Below are 15,036 nucleotides of genomic sequence, written 5' to 3' on the forward strand. Positions count from 1 at the left end.
TACGGCGACGAAGGCGCCGAAACGGTAACGAACCGTCCGGTCGCCCGGCTCCGCCGCCTACGCCCGCGCCGGGTCTGAGAACATCGCGTACGGTCACCACGCACCCGTGCACCCCGAGGAAGGCGGCGGCATGAGTTACGGCACCGGGGGACAGCCTCCCTACGGCACCGGGGGGCAGCCCCCGTACGGCTCCGGCGGATACGGTTCCGGCGGCTGGGGGCCGCCGCCCGGAGGCCCCGGCGGCTACGGGCCGCCGCCGCCCCCGCCCCCGCCGGGCCCGCCCTACGGGGAACCGCCCGCCAGCATGGGCAGCGCGGTCGGCGCGCTCATCGCCAACATCTGCATGCTCTGCCTGTGCGGCCTGTTCGCGGTCCCCGGGATCATCCTGGGCATCGTCGGCGCCAGCACCGCGTCCAGCAACCCGTCCTCGGCGCGCACCTGCACGCTCATCGCGTGGATCCTGTTCGGCGTCTGCGCCGTCATCGGGGTGATCTACGTGCTCGTCTACGGCGGGCTCTGGTTCAGCACCTACGCGAGCATGTACTAGGACCCGCTCCACCCACGCCTCCCGCGCCGCCGCGGGCCCGCGGCGGCGCAGCGGGGTCCACCGGGCCGCGGTCCGGGCGGGACCGCGCGGCCGGGCCACCGGCGGCAGGGCACACCCCGGGCCCGCCGCCGTCCGAGGCGGAGGGTCGCGCGGGGCGGCGCTGGGCGCCCCGCGTCGTAGGGATGGTCCCGCGCTCCGTTCTGCCGGGCGGAGCCGCGGGCGGGTACCGCGCCTCAGCCCGTCCGGCGGCTCGCCGGGAACGGGCTGTCGCCGATGGCGATGACCACCGTGCCGTCGCTGTTCCGGCGCGCCGAGATCCGGCGGCCGAGCTGGTTGCCGGCCGCGCGGGCCGCCCGGCGGATCTTGTCCGGGTGGACGGCGGCGGGGATCTCGACGGACTCGCGGCGGCGCAGCGCACGGATGATCTTCGCCACCAGGGCGGCGTGTTCGGCGTCGGCCTGGCGCTGCTCGGCTCTCAACGATGCGGCCGAGTCCGGGGGGTGCACATTCTCCTCGGGCATACTCCGAGCCTAGTGCCGCGCGCCCCGGCCCACCAGTGCGGGTGGCGCCGCAGCGGAGCGGGGCGGCTGCCGACGGTGGCCGACCGCCCGCCCCGCGGGCCGGGAAGGGCGGCCGGCACGGCTCAGCCGGACGCCGGCGCGGCCACCCCGACCGCCACGATCCGCCGCAACTGCGCGACGATGGCGGCGCGGTCCGCCTCGAAACCGCCGTCGGTGAGGACGCCGGGATCGTCGTCGTCCAGGTCGAGCACCGGGGTGTGCACGTGGCCGGCGCGCACCGGGCGGCCGGTGGCGTCGCGCAGCAGCGTGTTGCGGTAGGCGATCTCGTTCGACAGGTAGTCGCCGCCCCCGCCCTTGCGCGCCAGCGACCCCGGCGTGGGGCCGTCGGGCCGGACCACGGGGGCGCCGCCGCCGGCGGGGACCTCGGTCACCTCGGTGTTGCCGTGCACGGGGAACTCCCCGTCGGCGCCGTCGGCGACGGCCCGCCACGGCAGGGACGACACCGTCCACTGCGGCATCGGGTCGGGGACGGGCGCGCCCGGCGCGGGCGGCACCGGGCCCGGCGCGGTGGCGCCCTCGTTGTCGGCCCGCGCGCCCCGGTGGGCGCCGTTGTACACCTCCAGGTCGAATCCGCCGCCGCCGCCCTGGCTCACGGTGAACACCGCGTCGGCGGCGACCGCGCCGACCCCCGGCGCGTAGTGCGGCAGCAGGACGCGTTCGACCATGCCCCCGGTGAAGTCGCGCCAGCGCACCGGGAACAGCGCGCAGCGGATCACCGCCGTGCGGCCGCCCGCCTCGAACGTGGTGTCGTGCAGGGCCAGGGCGGCGACGCCGGACGGGTTGGACCGGCGGACGTCGTCGTCCAGCCCGAACGGGTCGAACCCGGTCACGATGACGCGCAGCAGCCGCTCGTCGGGCGGGAACACGAGGTCGTCGTGGCCGCGCGACGCGTGTTCGAGGCGGGCCGCCAGCGCCGCCCGCCCCGCGTCGTCCAGCGGGAAGTCCGGCCGCCACGCGCGCAGCCGGGCCGCGAGGGTGAGCCGCGCCCAGTACAGGGGCCGGTCGTCGGCGACCGCCCCCTTCTGCCGGACGGCCTCCGTCCACAGCCGCCGCCCGTGCGAGGTGACGACCTGTTCGGCCGCGCCGAGGTCGGCGGCGGAGGCGAGGTCGGCGGCGAACAGCGGGGCGGCCGCGGCGAAACCGGAACCGCGCAGGAGGGCCTGCGGCGCCTCCAGGAACGCGCGGTCCTCCTCGACGGTGGGAGTGGTGGGGTTCATGGGTCCAGTCAGGGTCGGTGTGCTGGGGCGGTGGCCGCAGCGGAGTTTACCGTTCGGCGGGGACGCTTCCCCGGTTCCGCGGGCGCGGCGGGGGCGCGGTTAGCGGGGCGCGGCACCGGGAACGAGTCTGCTGCCCACCCGCCCGCTCTCAACGGAGAGAGACGAGGACCCGCATGCCCACCCTCCCCGTCCCCGGTACGCTGCGCGACCGCGCCGCCGCCGCCCTGAGCGCCTGCGGCGCCGAGATCCCCGCCGCGGCCGGCGGGCGCCCCGCCCGCACACCCGTCACCGGCGAGGACCTGTTCGCGGTGCCCGACACCGGCCCCGACGGCGTCGACCGCGCCGTGGCCGCCGCCGACGCCGCCTTCCGCACCGCCTGGCGCACCACGCCCGCCCCCCGGCGCGGCGACCTCGTGCGCCGCCTCGGCGACCTCCTGCGCACCCACAAGGCCGACCTCGCCGACCTCGTCACCATCGAGGCGGGCAAGATCCGCTCCGAGGCGCTCGGCGAGGTGCAGGAGATGATCGACATCTGCGACTTCGCGGTCGGCCTCTCCCGCCAGCTCTACGGCCGCACCATGCCCTCGGAGCGGCCCGGCCACCGCCTCATGGAGACCTGGCACCCGCTGGGCGTGGTGGGCGTCATCACCGCGTTCAACTTCCCCGTCGCCGTGTGGTCGTGGAACACCGCCGTCGCCCTGGTGTGCGGCGACACCGTCGTGTGGAAGCCCTCGGAGGCCGCCCCGCTCACCGCCCTGGCCTGCCACGCCCTGCTCACGCGGGCGGCCGCCGACACCGGGGCGCCCGCCGACGTGCACCGGCTCGTCCTGGGGGAGCGGGCGGTGGGCGAACGCCTCGCCGACGACCCCCGGGTGGCCCTGGTCAGCGCCACCGGATCGGTGCGGATGGGCCGCGAGGTCGCGCCACGGGTCGCCGCCCGGTTCGGCCGCTGCCTGCTGGAGCTGGGCGGCAACAACGGGGCGGTCGTCACCCCCTCCGCCGACCTCGCCCTGGCCACCCGCGGCACCGTCTTCGGCGCGGCCGGCACCGCCGGGCAGCGGTGCACCACCCAGCGGCGCCTCATCGTCCACGAGGACGTCGCCGACGACCTGGTGGGCCGGGTGGTCGACGCCTACGGCAGGCTGCACGAGCGCATCGGCGACCCCTTCGACGACGCCACCCTGGTCGGTCCGCTGATCAGCGCCCGCGCCCACGACGCCATGCGCGCCGCCCTGGACCGCGCCACCGCCGAGGGCGGCACCGTCCTCACCGGCGGCGGCCGCCGCCTGGAGAAGGAGGCGCCCGACGCCTTCTACGCCGAACCGGCCGTCGTGCGCATGCCCGCCCAGACCCCCATCGTGCGCGAGGAGACGTTCGCGCCCGTGCTCTACGTCCTCACCTACCGGACGTTCGAGGAGGCCCTGGAACTGCACAACGGGGTCCCCCAAGGGCTGGCCGGATCGGTCTTCACCCGCGACCAGCGCGAGGCCGAGCTGTTCCTGTCGGCCGAGGGCGCCGACACCGGCATCGTCAACGTCAACATCGGCACCTCCGGCGCCGAGATCGGCGGCGCCTTCGGCGGCGAGAAGGACACCGGTGGCGGCCGCGAGTCCGGCACCGACTCCTGGCGCGCCTACATGCGCCAGGCCACCAACACCGTCAACTACTCCGGTGAACTCCCCCTGGCGCAGGGCGTCACCTTCCTGTGAGAACGGGGCGCGCGGGCACCCGCCCGCGCGCCGCCCCCGGCCCGTGGGCCCGGTTCGCGGCGCGCGGCGCGCATGACCGGGCGCGGCCGGGGCAGCCGCACCCCCGTGCCGCCGCGCCCCACCGCGCCCGGCGGCACCCGAGACGACCGCCGGGCGGAGGGGGAGCGACCATGCACGTGGCGGAGCACCTGGCCGTGCTGCACCGCGCCGAACTCGGGCTGGGGGCGGCCCTGGTGCGGGCCGGGCGGGCGCACCCGGGCGACCCCGACCTCGCCCACCTGTGCGCGCGGGCCGCCCGCGAGTGCGACGACCACGTCCGCAGCCTCGACGCCTACGCCCGCCACGCCGACCCGGCGGCGGCCGAGGAGGTCGAGCACACCGGCCCCGCCCCGTTCGGCGGCCCCCGGACCGGCGGCCTGGGCCTGCTCCGCGACGTGCTGGAGCTGTACCTCATGGCGGCGGACTGCGCGATCTGCTGGACCGTCGCCGACCAGGCCGCGCACGCCACCCGCGACGACGGCCTGGCCGCCCTGGTCACCCGCTGCCACGCCGAGACGGCCGGCCAGGTCGCCCGGCTGCGCGAGCGCGTGCGCGCCGCGGCGGCCCGCGCCCTCGCCGCCCCCTAGACACCCCCCCGGACACCCGCGTCCCGCGCCCCGCACCGGGTTTAGCGCGCCGGACGCCGGTCAGTGGAGGCGCGACCACGACTTCGGCACCCGGGGGAGTAACCGCGATGGAGGTCGACATCACGCTGCGGGTGGACGGCGAGGACCGCCCACTGCGCGTGGACACCCGAACGACGCTGCTGGACGCGCTGCGCGAACGCCTCGGGGTGACCGCGCCGAAGAAGGGGTGCGACCACGGCCAGTGCGGCTCGTGCACGGTGCTCGTCAACGGCCGCCGCGCCACCAGCTGCCTGACGTTCGCCGTGGCCCACGAGGACGACGAGGTCACCACCGCCGCCGGGCTCGCCGACGGCGACCGCCTCCACCCCGTGCAGCAGGCGTTCCTCGACCACGACGGCTACCAGTGCGGGTTCTGCACCCCCGGCCAGATCTGCTCGGCCGTGGGCATGCTCGACGAGCTGAAGAAGGGCTGGCCCAGCCACGCCACCGCCGACCTCACCGGCCCCGTCGACGCCGACGACGACGAGATCCGCGAGCGCATGAGCGGCAACCTGTGCCGCTGCGGCGCCTACGCCGGCATCGTCGCCGCCATCCGGGAGGCGGCCCGGTGAAGACCTTCGACTACCGGCGCGCCACCGACGTCGGCACGGCCGTCGCCGCCGTCGCCGCCGACCCCGGCGCGGCCTTCCTCGGCGGCGGCACCAACCTCGTCGACCGGATGAAGCTCGGCGTCGCCTCGCCCGACCTGCTGGTCGACGTCACCCGGCTGCCCCTCGACCGGGTGCAGGAGCTGCCCGGCGGCGGGCTGCGCATCGGCGCCACCGTCCGCAACAGCGACCTCGCCGCCGACCCGGTGGTCCGCGCCCACTACCCGGTGCTGTCCCAGGCGCTGCTGTCGGGCGCCTCCGGCCAGCTCCGCAACCTCGCCACCACCGGCGGCAACCTGCTCCAGCGCACCCGCTGCGTCTACTTCCAGGACCCCGACACCCCCTGCAACAAGCGCGAACCCGGGACCGGCTGCTCCGCCCGCGACGGCTACACCCGCTACCACGCCGTCCTCGGCGCCTCCGAGTCCTGCGTGGCCGTCCACCCCTCCGACATGGCGGTGGCGCTGGCCGCGCTCGACGCCGTCGTCGTCGCCGTCGGCCCCGACGGCGAGCGGTGGATCCCGCTGACCGACCTGCACCGGCTGCCGGGCGACGCGCCCGAGCGGGACACGGTCCTGCGCCACGGCGAGCTGATCACCGCCGTGGAACTGCCCGAACCCGTCCCCGGCGCCCGCTCCGCCTACCGCAAGGTGCGCGACCGGGCGTCGTTCGCGTTCGCCCTCGTGTCGGTCGCCGCGGTGCTGCGCGTCGCCGACGGCCGGGTGCGCGACGTGCGGATCGCCCTGGGCGGGGTCGCCCACAAGCCGTGGCGGGCCACCCGCGCCGAGGAGGCCCTCATCGGCGCCCCCGCCACCGCCGAGGAGTTCGAGCGGGCCGCCGGCATCGAACTCGCGGCCGCCCGCACTCTGCGCGACAACGCGTTCAAGGTGCCCACCGCCCGCAACACCATCACCGCCGTCCTGCGCGACCTGGCCCGGGGAGGGGACTCGTGATCGGCCTGCTGCACACCCGCTCCATCGGCGCCGACGTCGAACGCGTCGACGGGCGCGCCAAGGTCACCGGCGCCGCCGCCTACGCCTTCGACCAGCCCGTCGAGAACCCCGCCTACCTGCACCCGGTGCGGTCGGCGGTCGCGCGCGGCCGCGTCACCGGGCTCGACACCGCCGCCGCCGAGGCCGCCGACGGCGTCCTGGCCGTCCTCACCCACCGCAACGCCCCCCGCCTGGCCTCCACCGACGACACCGAACTCGCGGTCCTCCAGGACGACGCGGTGGCGTTCCACGGCCAGTTCGTCGCCGCCGTCGTCGCCGAGACCCCCGAGGCCGCCCGGCGGGCCGCCGCCCTGGTCGCCGTCGAGTACGCCGGGGAACCGCACGACGTGGTCCTCTCCGCCGACCGCGACGACCTCTACGCCGCGCAGGAGCCCGAGGAGCACGGCGACGTCGACGCCGCGATCGCCGCCGCCGCCGTCGTCCACGACGCCACCTACACCACCCCGCCCGAGTTCAACAACCCCATGGAGCCGCACACCAGCGTCGCCGTGTGGGACGACGGCGGGCTCACCGTCTACGAGTCCACCCAGGGCGTGCACACGGTGCGGCCGGTCCTCGCGGAGGTGTTCGGCCTCGACCCCGAACGGGTGCGGGTGATCGCCCGCTACGTGGGCGGCGGCTTCGGGTCCAAGGGCACCGTGCACGCCAACGTCGTCCTCGCCGGGCTGGCCGCCCGCGCCCTGCCCGGCCGGCCGGTGAAGTTCGCCCTCACCCGCCAGGACATGTTCCGGGTGGCCGGCTACCGCACCCCCACCGTGCAGCGGGTGCGGCTGGCCGCCGACGCCGACGGCCGGCTGACCGCCGTCGAGCACGACGTGGTCGAGCAGAGCGCCCGCATCAAGGAGTTCGTCGAAGGCTGCACCAAACCCACCCGGGGCATGTACGCCGCCCCCAACCGCCGGTACCGCCAGCGCATGGCCACCCTCGACGTCCCGGTCACCTCGTGGATGCGCGCGCCGGGGGAGTGCCCGGGCATGTTCGCCCTGGAGTCCGCCATGGACGAGGCGGCCATCGCCTGCGGCCTGGACCCCGTCGAGTTCCGCGTCCGCAACGACACCCGCACCGACCCCGACAGCGGCAAGCCGTTCTCCACCCGCAACCTCGTGGCCTGCCTGCGCGAGGGCGCCCGCCGGTTCGGCTGGGAGGGGCGCGACCCCGCCCCCGGCGTCCGCCGCGACGGCGACTGGCTCGTGGGGACCGGCGTCGCCGGCTCCTGCTACCCCGTCATCAGCGACCCCGGGTCGGCCGCCGTCGTGCGCTACGGCGCCGACGGGCGCTACCAGGTGTCGATCGGCGCCGCCGACATCGGCACGGGCGCGTGGACCGCGCTCACCCAGATCGCCGCCGACGCGCTGCGCGTGCCCATGGACCGGATCGACCTGCGGATCGGCGACTCGGCCCTGCCCCGGGCCACCGTCGCGGGCGGGTCCTCGGGCACCACCAACTGGGGCACGGCCGTGGTCGAGGCCGCCCGCGCCTTCCGCGACCAGCACGGCGTGCACCCCCGCGAGGGCGACGAGGCGCGCGGCGAGATGCGCGAGAACACCGCCAAGGAGCACTACGCGATGTCGGCCTACGGCGCCCAGTTCGCCGAGGTGCGCGTGCACGCGGGCACCGGCGAGGTGCGGGTGCAGCGCATGGTCGGGGTGTTCGCCGTCGGCCGGATCGTCAACGCCCGGACCGCCCGGTCGCAGCTGCTCGGCGGCATGGTGATGGGGGTGTCCATGGCGCTGCACGAGCACGGGGTGCGCGACCCCCGGTTCGGGCACGTCGTCAACCACGACCTCGCCGAGTACCACGTCGCCGCCAACGCCGACATCGGGGACATGGAGGCGGTCTGGATCGAGGAGGAGGACCCGCACGTCAACCCGATGGGGACCAAGGGCATCGGGGAGATCGGGATCGTGGGCGCCGCGGCCGCCATCGCCAACGCCGCCCACCACGCCACCGGGGTGCGGGTGCGCGACCTGCCGCTGACGACCGACGCGTTCGTGCGCTGACCGGGGGCCGGCCGGTCCGGGGCCGCCGCCCGCGCACGCGGGCGGCGGCCCCGCGCGCGTCGCGGGTGGGCCGGTGCCGGCCCGCCGGTCACGGGGGCGCTCCGCCGGTCAGCCGCCGGCCAGGTGCTCGGCGACCGACCTCGGGAACGACGCGGTGTCGTTGAGGTGCGGGAAGGGTTCGTCGGGGACGGGGGCGCCGAGGAAGGCGCAGAGCGGGCGCCAGCCCTGGGCGGGTTCGAAGATGAGCAGGCGGCCGGGGTCGATGGCGGCGCGGACCTCGGCGTTGTGGCGCTCGAACCGGGCGATCGCGGCCGCGCGGTCCTCCGGCAGCCCGTCGAACTCGCGCTCCAGCACCCGCCGCGTCAGCCGCCGCACCGACGGCGGGGCCGACGCCAGCAGGTCGGGGGCGACGGTGAGGAAGGTGTTGCGGACGCTGTCGTACCAGCGGTCGGGGTCGCGGACGGTGAGGACCACCTTGGCGTCGCGGTGCAGGTCGCACAGCTCGCGCCAGAAGCACACGGAGGGCCAGTCGACGGCGGCCTGGTAGCCGGTGAGCAGGGCGGGCCAGTCGGGGCGGCCGTCGAGCGCGTCGTGCCACAGGTCGGCGTCGTCGGGGCGGCCGAGGACCTCGACCATGTGGTGGCAGGGGCCCAGGTCCAACCGCTCCAGCGCCGTCTTGAGGGAGAGTGTCCCGGTCCGGCCGAAGCCGGCGCCGATGACCTTCATGGGTGGTCGCCTCCAATCACAGCGATCGATCACCGAAGGTGATTCCCCGTCGCACAGAGTGATATCACTGGTGGGGGTTTCGGACCGGCCGGCTGGACGCGTCCCCCGGCCACACCGCCCCGCCGACGGGCGTCCCGGCCGAACCGGCCCGCCCTCGACCCGCCCCACCCGCGACCGCAACTGGGGGAGCCGCCGGAACCACGGGCCCCGGCGCGGGCGCGCGGCCGGGGGTGGGGGGTCCGGAACCGCAGCGCCCGGCCTGAGGACGCACCGGGGCGCGCCCCAGGCCGCCGGCGCGGTGGCGCCGGCTAGGGGTGGGGGTGGGTTCGGAGTCGGAATGCCAGGCGGGGCGCTGCGCCCCGGGGCGTCCGGCGGGGTGTCACGGCCGGACCGGGGCGCAGCGGAGGGCCGGCCAGGGCCAGGGGCGGGGTCAGGCGCCGGGGACGGCGGGCACGTCGGAGACCAGGGCCAGGTGGGCGCGCATCGCCTCGGCCGCGCGCTGCGGATCGCCGTCGCGGATGGCCGCCGCGATGCGCTCGTGCCCGGCCAGCGACGCCGGCGGCCGTTCGGGCTGCGACAGCGACTCGACGCGGGTCTCCATGATCATGGACGAGATCTCGGCCATCATGCGCTCCAGCAGGCGCGACCGCGCCGCGTGGGTGATCGCCGCGTGGAACCGCTCGTCGCCGGACACGCCGCGCTCGCCCCGGGCGACCTCGTCGCGCATCAGCGCGAGGGCGGTGTCGATCGCCGCGAGATCGGTGTCGGTGCGGCGCTCGGCGGCCAGTTCGGCGAGCTTGACCTCCAGCGCCTGGCGGGCCTCGATGATCTCGGCCCGGCGGTTGTCGCGGTCGCGCAGCAGCGCCAGCACCCGGTCCTCAGTGACGGTGCGGCGCACGATCGCGCCGTCACCGTGTCGCACCTCGATGATGCCCTGGACCTCCAGCGCCACCAGCGCCTGGCTCACCGACACCCGGCTCACCTGGAGCGAGGCGGCGAGTTCGCGTTCGGGGGGCAGGCGGTCGCCGGGCTTGAGGCCGGCGTCGCGCATGTACTCGCACAGGCGTTCCACCAACTGCTCGTACAGGCGCGGCCGGACGAGGGGGCGCGGTCGGGGCTGGGTTGGCACGCGGCTGGACTCCTTCGCGGGTGCGAGGTCGTGCCCACAGACTAGCCCTACGCCGGGCCGCCCTCCCGCCGTCGGTGGCCCCGCCCACCGCCGTTGTCACGGCCCCGCAGGTAGCGGCGCCCCGTCCACAGGGGCGCGGTTCCGGTGGCGCGATCGTCGTGGGAACGGGTTGACTTGAAGTAGGGGTCCCCCCGGAGCCGTTGCCCGCCCACCGCCGCCGCAGGGGGCGGTTCCGCATGCCCGCCGACCGTCCCGAGTCGGGTCGCCGTGTGGCGGGGGCGGTCAGGGGGTGGGGAGGTCCGCGCGGTCGAGGGCGTACTCGACCTCGCCGTGCTCGGCGCCGGGGATGGGATCGGTCCACGACTCGTGGTAGGAGCGGGCGAAGCGCAGGCCCGCCTTCTCCATCACCCGCCGCGATGCGCTGTTCACCGCCATCGTGCGCGCGATGACCCGGTGGACCCGGGGATCGGCGAAGGCGGTGGCGACCAGCGCCAGCGAGCCCTCGGTCGCGTATCCGCGACCCCAGACCGCGCGCCGCAGGCGGTAGCCAAGTTCGAGCACCTCCAGGGCGCCGTCGGGCGCCTCGCTCGGCGGGCGCAGGTGGAACCAGCCCGCGAACGCCCCCGACGCCCGCTCCTCGGCGGCCCAGATGCCGTACCCGTCGTACCGGTCGTAGGAGGCGATCATCCGGGGCAGCACGGTGGCGGCCACCTGTTCGCGGGGCGTGGGCCGGCCGCCGGTGAGGAAGCGCATCACCTCGGGGTCGGAGTCGAGCCCGGTCACCAGGTCGGCGTCGCCCGCCTCGAACCGGCGCAGCACCAGCCGCCCGGTCTCCACGAAGACCTCCGCCATCGGCCCCTCCACCCCGTTCGAACGGTCACCGCGCCCATCCTGCCCCCGGTGGTAGCCCCTGTCCACGCGATTCCGGCCGCCGACGGCTTGGGGGCGGCGCGCGGGCGGCCTCCCGCGAAACGTCGGTACCGCCCGGCACCATGGTGCCGGGCGGGCACCCTGCCCGCCGCCGCGACCCGAACGAGGAGCCATGACCGAGACGCCGCGCATCGAGGACCGCCCGGCCCGCCCCTACGCGTCGACCCGGCGCACGGTGACCCTCGACGGGTTCGCCGAGATCGCCGACCGCATCCCCGAGATGATCGGCATCCTGGCCGAACGCGGGATCGCCCCCGCCGCCGGGCCGTTCTTCCGGTACCGGACCTTCGCCACCGACCGCCCGATCGAGGTCGAGGCGGGCGTCCCGGTGGCCGTCGCCTTCCCCGGCGACGACCGGCTGGAGTGCGCCGAGCTGCCCGCCGGGCGGTACGCCATCGTCCACCACCACGGCCACCCGGACCAGCTGCTCGGCGTCTTCGACGACCTCCTCGCGTGGGGGGCCGAGCAGGGGATCATCTGGGACGCCGTCGAGACACCCGAGGGCACGCGGTGGGGCTGCCGGACCGAGGCCATGCTCACCGACCCGAGGGTCGAACCCGACCTGAACAAGTGGGAGTCCGAGATCTCCCTGCGCCTCGCCGACTCCGACTGATCCCGCCGCTTAGGGCCGACGACCGGACCAATCGGTTGAACAGCCCAGGGGCGAAAGGGGCCTTTCGGACTGGCTTCGCGTTCACCATCCGACAGTGAAAGCATGTCCGCAGTACACGAGGGTCCGAAGTCGAGGCTGCGCGCTCCCCGCGCATGTGGGGATGGCCCTGAGCGGCTTCTTAAAGGAGAATCTTCCGAAAGGTGTTCCCCGCAGCTGCGGGGGTGTTCGTTGAGCGCAGTACGGATTCTCGTGTGGGAAGCCGTCCCCGCAATGCGGGGACGGCTTCGACTTCACAGGTGACCGAGCATTTCGATCCAGCCCCTGAGTTCCTTCATCGTGTACGCGGTCGAGAAGGTGGTCGCGGCGATCAGCAGTCCCAACCGCAATAGTTGTCTTCGGTGGTTCGTTCAAGGCCAAAGCTACGAAAGATGTAGAAATCGGGGATCGGCGTAATGCCTTTCATCAAGGCGCGAATCGCAGATCCATGCCGTCCGTTTGCCCCAACGACGGCCCGGGACGGTCGGGTCGGGCGGCCCACCGGGGCCTCCCGACCCGGGGTGCGGATTGGGCGGGGCGTGTGGGGTTAGCGGAAGGGCTGCGGGGCGGGTCGCCGTCCCGCGGCATCCGGATCGAGGGGGACACGACATGAGCCCGGTCGTCCTGGCCCGCGCGCAGGGCCTGTTCAATCTGCTGGGAGGCGCCTGGCCGCTGCTGCACCTGCGCAGCTTCGAGGCGCTGTTCGGCCCGAAGCACGACAGATGGCTGCAGCAGACGGTCGGGCTGCTCCTCGTCCTCAACGGGTGGGCGCAGCTCCGCGCCCCCGCCACACCCGCCGGGATGGACGTGGCGCGCCGCGTCGGCCGGGGCACCGCCCTGTCCCTCCTGGCGATCGACCTCGTGCACGTCCCGGCCGGGCGCATCGCCCCGACCTACCTGCTCGACGCCGCCGCCGAGGCCTGCTGGCTCGCCGCGTGGCGGACCACCCGGAGCGACGATGACCGCCCCGCGCGCCCGTAGCGCCGGGCCCGCCCCGCGCGCTGGTGGCGCGGGGCCCGCCCCGGACCACCGCCGACGGCCCGCCCGCCCCGCTGGGGGAGGCCGTCGTGCCGGCTGACCGCGCACCCGCCGAGGGCGTCCGCGACCGGTTGCGCCGCCGCGCCGCCGACGCCCTCGGCATCACCGACCTCCTCCCCGAGCAGCTCACCGCGATGGAGGCGCTGCTGGCCGGCCGCGACACCCTCGTCGTCATGCCCACCGGGTCCGGGAAGTCCGCGATCTACCAGGTCCCCGCGCTGGAACTGGAGGGGCCGACGCTGGTGGTCTCCCCGCTCATCGCCCTCCAGCGCGACCAGGTCCGCAGCCTGCGCGAGAGCGACGCCCCCGACGCCGTCGCCGTCAACTCCGCGCAGAGCGGCGGCGCCGACGAGCGGGCGTGGGAGGCCGTCACCGAGGGCGACGCCGAGTACCTCTTCCTGGCCCCGGAGCAGCTCTCCCGTCCCGATGTCCTCGACCGCGCCCGCGACGCCGCCCCCGGCCTCGTCGTCGTGGACGAGGCGCACTGCGTCTCCTCGTGGGGCCACGACTTCCGCCCCGACTACCTGCGCATCGGCGCGGCCGTCGACCGCCTGGGCCGCCCGCCCGTCCTCGCGCTCACGGCGACGGCGGGCGGGCCCGTCCGCGACGACATCGTCGCCCACCTCGGCCTGCGCGACCCCGTCCGCGTCGTCACCGGGTTCGACCGCCCCAACCTGCACCTGGAGGTGCGGACCTTCACCACCGGCGACGGCAAGCGGGACGCCGTCCTGGAGTGGGCCGCCGCCGCCCGGCCGCCCGGCCTGGTCTACGCCGCCACCCGCGCCGACGCCGAACGCTACGCCGCCGGCCTCGCCGAACGGGGCGTGCGCGCCGCCGCCTACCACGCGGGGCTGCCCGCCGCGGAGCGGCGCCGCGTCCACGAGGACTTCCTCGGCGGCCGCACCGACGTGGTCGCCGCCACCTCCGCGTTCGGCATGGGCATCGACAAGCCCGACGTGCGCTTCGTCGCGCACGCCTCGGTCCCCGACTCCCTCGACTCCTACTACCAGCAGATCGGGCGCGGCGGACGCGACGGCGAGCGCGCCGACGCGGTCCTGTTCCACCGCACCGAGGACCTGGGCCTGCAGCGCTTCCTCACCTCCGGCGGCACCGGGGGCGACGACGCCCGCGCCGCCGCCACCGCCCTGCGCGGCCGGGACCGCCCCGCGACGGCCGACGAGGTCGCCGAGGAGGCCGGCCTGTCGCACCGCGCCGCTGTGGCGGCGCTGGACCTGCTGGAGCGGGCGGGCGCGGTCGCCACCGGCGAGGACGGCGGCCTCGTCTACACCGACGCCGACCTCGACCCGGGGGAGGCGGGCGAGCGGGCGGCCGAGGCCGCCGAGCGGCGCCGCGAGTTCGACCGGACCCGGCTGGAGGTGCTGCGCGACTACGCCGAGACACGGGCCTGCCGCCGCCGGTTCCTCCTCGGCTACTTCGGTGAGGCGCGGGAGGAGCCGTGCGGGTTCTGCGACACCTGCGAGGCCGGCACCGCAGCCGAGCAGGCCCCGGAGGAGGACGAGGACGGCGACCTGCCGGTCCACGCCCGCGTCCGGCACGCCGAGTGGGGCGAGGGCACGGTCGTGCACCGCGAGGCCGACCGGCTCACCGTCCTCTTCGACGACGCCGGATACCGCACCCTGGCCCTGGGCGCCGTCCGCGACAACGACCTGCTGACCGTGGTCTGACCGCGCGCGGCGGCGCCGCGCGGACGCCGGCCCGGCCGGCGTCCGCACCGGGCGGCGCTCAGGCGCGGGTCATCACCGACGCGTACCCGCCGCCGCCGGGGTAGGTCCACGCGCCGGTGCAGACGTCGCCCGCCGCGTCGAACTCACCGCGGAAGAACGCGGGAGAGCCCGGCTCGCCGGCCCAGATGGTGAGGGTGTCGCCCGTGACGTCGTAGACGTAGTCGAAGGTGTTGCCCAGTTCGTCGTAGAAGCGCGAACGGATGTCCTCGCTCGGCGCCTCCGCGCCGAACGGGCGCTCGCGGCCGATCACCTCCAGGCCGCGCACGCGCGTCCCGCCCTGCTCCAGGTCGACGTCCTGGAGCAGGAAGAACCCGCCGGGCATCCAGTGGTAGACGACCGTGCCCTCGGCGCCGCCGCTGACCCGCCAGGTGCCGACGAGCCGGTCCAGCGCGGCGAGCCGCTCATCGGGTCCGGACGTCCCCGCCTCCGCGCCGTACCCCGTGCCGTTCGCGGTCTCCTGCTGCATGGTGCTCCCCTTT

General features: G+C 76.0%; 15 protein-coding genes. 9 read left to right on the plus strand and 6 right to left on the minus strand.

Annotated features, from left to right (window positions below):
* The first annotated feature begins 130 nt into the window (after positions 1-130).
* Positions 131-547, plus strand: coding sequence for a hypothetical protein (locus NT8_RS01435; protein ID WP_067963197.1), 417 nt, complete (start codon positions 131-133; stop codon positions 545-547).
* A gap of 233 nt (positions 548-780) precedes the next feature.
* On the opposite strand, the gene NT8_RS01440 is transcribed toward NT8_RS01435, so the two are convergent.
* On the minus strand, positions 781-1,068 hold the full coding sequence (locus tag NT8_RS01440) for a hypothetical protein (RefSeq protein WP_157515435.1): 288 nt from the start codon (positions 1,066-1,068) through the stop codon (positions 781-783).
* Positions 1,069-1,190: 122 nt separating this feature from the next.
* Complete coding sequence (locus NT8_RS01445; RefSeq protein ID WP_067963203.1) at positions 1,191-2,345, minus strand: pyroglutamyl peptidase; 1,155 nt, start codon at positions 2,343-2,345, stop codon at positions 1,191-1,193.
* Between the two features lie 173 nt (positions 2,346-2,518).
* On the opposite strand from NT8_RS01445, the gene amaB reads away from it, so the two are divergent.
* From amaB to NT8_RS01470, 5 genes are all read left to right on the plus strand, one after another.
* Positions 2,519-4,054 (plus strand): L-piperidine-6-carboxylate dehydrogenase, encoded by a 1,536-nt coding sequence (amaB, locus tag NT8_RS01450; protein ID WP_067963206.1) that lies wholly within the window; start codon positions 2,519-2,521, stop codon positions 4,052-4,054.
* A 170-nt stretch (positions 4,055-4,224) separates the two neighbouring features.
* Positions 4,225-4,680 carry a hypothetical protein gene (locus NT8_RS01455; protein WP_067963208.1) on the plus strand — a complete coding sequence of 152 codons (456 nt, stop codon included), beginning with the start codon at positions 4,225-4,227 and terminating at the stop codon, positions 4,678-4,680.
* Between the two features lie 107 nt (positions 4,681-4,787).
* Positions 4,788-5,291, plus strand: a complete 504-nt coding sequence (locus tag NT8_RS01460) for a 2Fe-2S iron-sulfur cluster-binding protein (protein ID WP_067963211.1) — start codon at positions 4,788-4,790, stop codon at positions 5,289-5,291.
* On the plus strand, positions 5,288-6,280 hold the full coding sequence (locus NT8_RS01465; protein WP_067963214.1) for an FAD binding domain-containing protein: 993 nt from the start codon (positions 5,288-5,290) through the stop codon (positions 6,278-6,280). The genes NT8_RS01460 and NT8_RS01465 overlap by 4 nt, the downstream gene beginning before the upstream one ends.
* Positions 6,277-8,340: a xanthine dehydrogenase family protein molybdopterin-binding subunit gene (locus tag NT8_RS01470; protein ID WP_067963217.1), complete on the plus strand. Its 2,064-nt coding sequence runs from the start codon at positions 6,277-6,279 to the stop codon at positions 8,338-8,340. The genes NT8_RS01465 and NT8_RS01470 overlap by 4 nt, the downstream gene beginning before the upstream one ends.
* Before the next feature lie 108 nt (positions 8,341-8,448).
* On the opposite strand, the gene NT8_RS01475 is transcribed toward NT8_RS01470, so the two are convergent.
* The 3 genes from NT8_RS01475 to NT8_RS01485 all read right to left on the minus strand — a co-directional run bounded on the left by NT8_RS01475 (position 8,449) and on the right by NT8_RS01485 (position 11,047).
* Positions 8,449-9,066, minus strand: a complete 618-nt coding sequence (locus NT8_RS01475; protein WP_067963220.1) for a sulfotransferase family protein — start codon at positions 9,064-9,066, stop codon at positions 8,449-8,451.
* 430 nt (positions 9,067-9,496) lie between these two features.
* On the minus strand, positions 9,497-10,195 hold the full coding sequence (locus NT8_RS01480) for a FadR/GntR family transcriptional regulator (RefSeq protein ID WP_067963222.1): 699 nt from the start codon (positions 10,193-10,195) through the stop codon (positions 9,497-9,499).
* Positions 10,196-10,477: 282 nt separating this feature from the next.
* The gene (locus NT8_RS01485; RefSeq protein WP_067963224.1) at positions 10,478-11,047 is read right to left on the minus strand and encodes a GNAT family N-acetyltransferase; all 570 of its coding nucleotides are present in this window, start codon (positions 11,045-11,047) and stop codon (positions 10,478-10,480) included.
* A gap of 190 nt (positions 11,048-11,237) precedes the next feature.
* Between NT8_RS01485 and NT8_RS01490 the strand changes: the two genes are divergently transcribed.
* From NT8_RS01490 to NT8_RS01500, 3 genes are all read left to right on the plus strand, one after another.
* On the plus strand, positions 11,238-11,738 hold the full coding sequence (locus NT8_RS01490) for a GyrI-like domain-containing protein (protein WP_067963228.1): 501 nt from the start codon (positions 11,238-11,240) through the stop codon (positions 11,736-11,738).
* A 645-nt stretch (positions 11,739-12,383) separates the two neighbouring features.
* Entirely contained in the window at positions 12,384-12,755 is a 372-nt protein-coding gene (locus NT8_RS01495; RefSeq protein ID WP_067963231.1) for a hypothetical protein, read from the plus strand.
* A gap of 86 nt (positions 12,756-12,841) precedes the next feature.
* Positions 12,842-14,497, plus strand: coding sequence for a RecQ family ATP-dependent DNA helicase (locus NT8_RS01500; protein ID WP_067963336.1), 1,656 nt, complete (start codon positions 12,842-12,844; stop codon positions 14,495-14,497).
* Positions 14,498-14,555: 58 nt separating this feature from the next.
* Here NT8_RS01500 and NT8_RS01505 read toward each other — a convergent pair whose 3' ends face one another.
* The gene (locus NT8_RS01505) at positions 14,556-15,023 is read right to left on the minus strand and encodes a hypothetical protein (RefSeq protein WP_174549500.1); all 468 of its coding nucleotides are present in this window, start codon (positions 15,021-15,023) and stop codon (positions 14,556-14,558) included.
* Positions 15,024-15,036: the final 13 nt, after the last annotated feature.

This window comes from Nocardiopsis trehalosi NBRC 14201, from assembly GCF_001552555.1.
GTDB classification, from domain to species: Bacteria; Actinomycetota; Actinomycetes; order Streptosporangiales; family Streptosporangiaceae; genus Nocardiopsis_B; species Nocardiopsis_B trehalosi.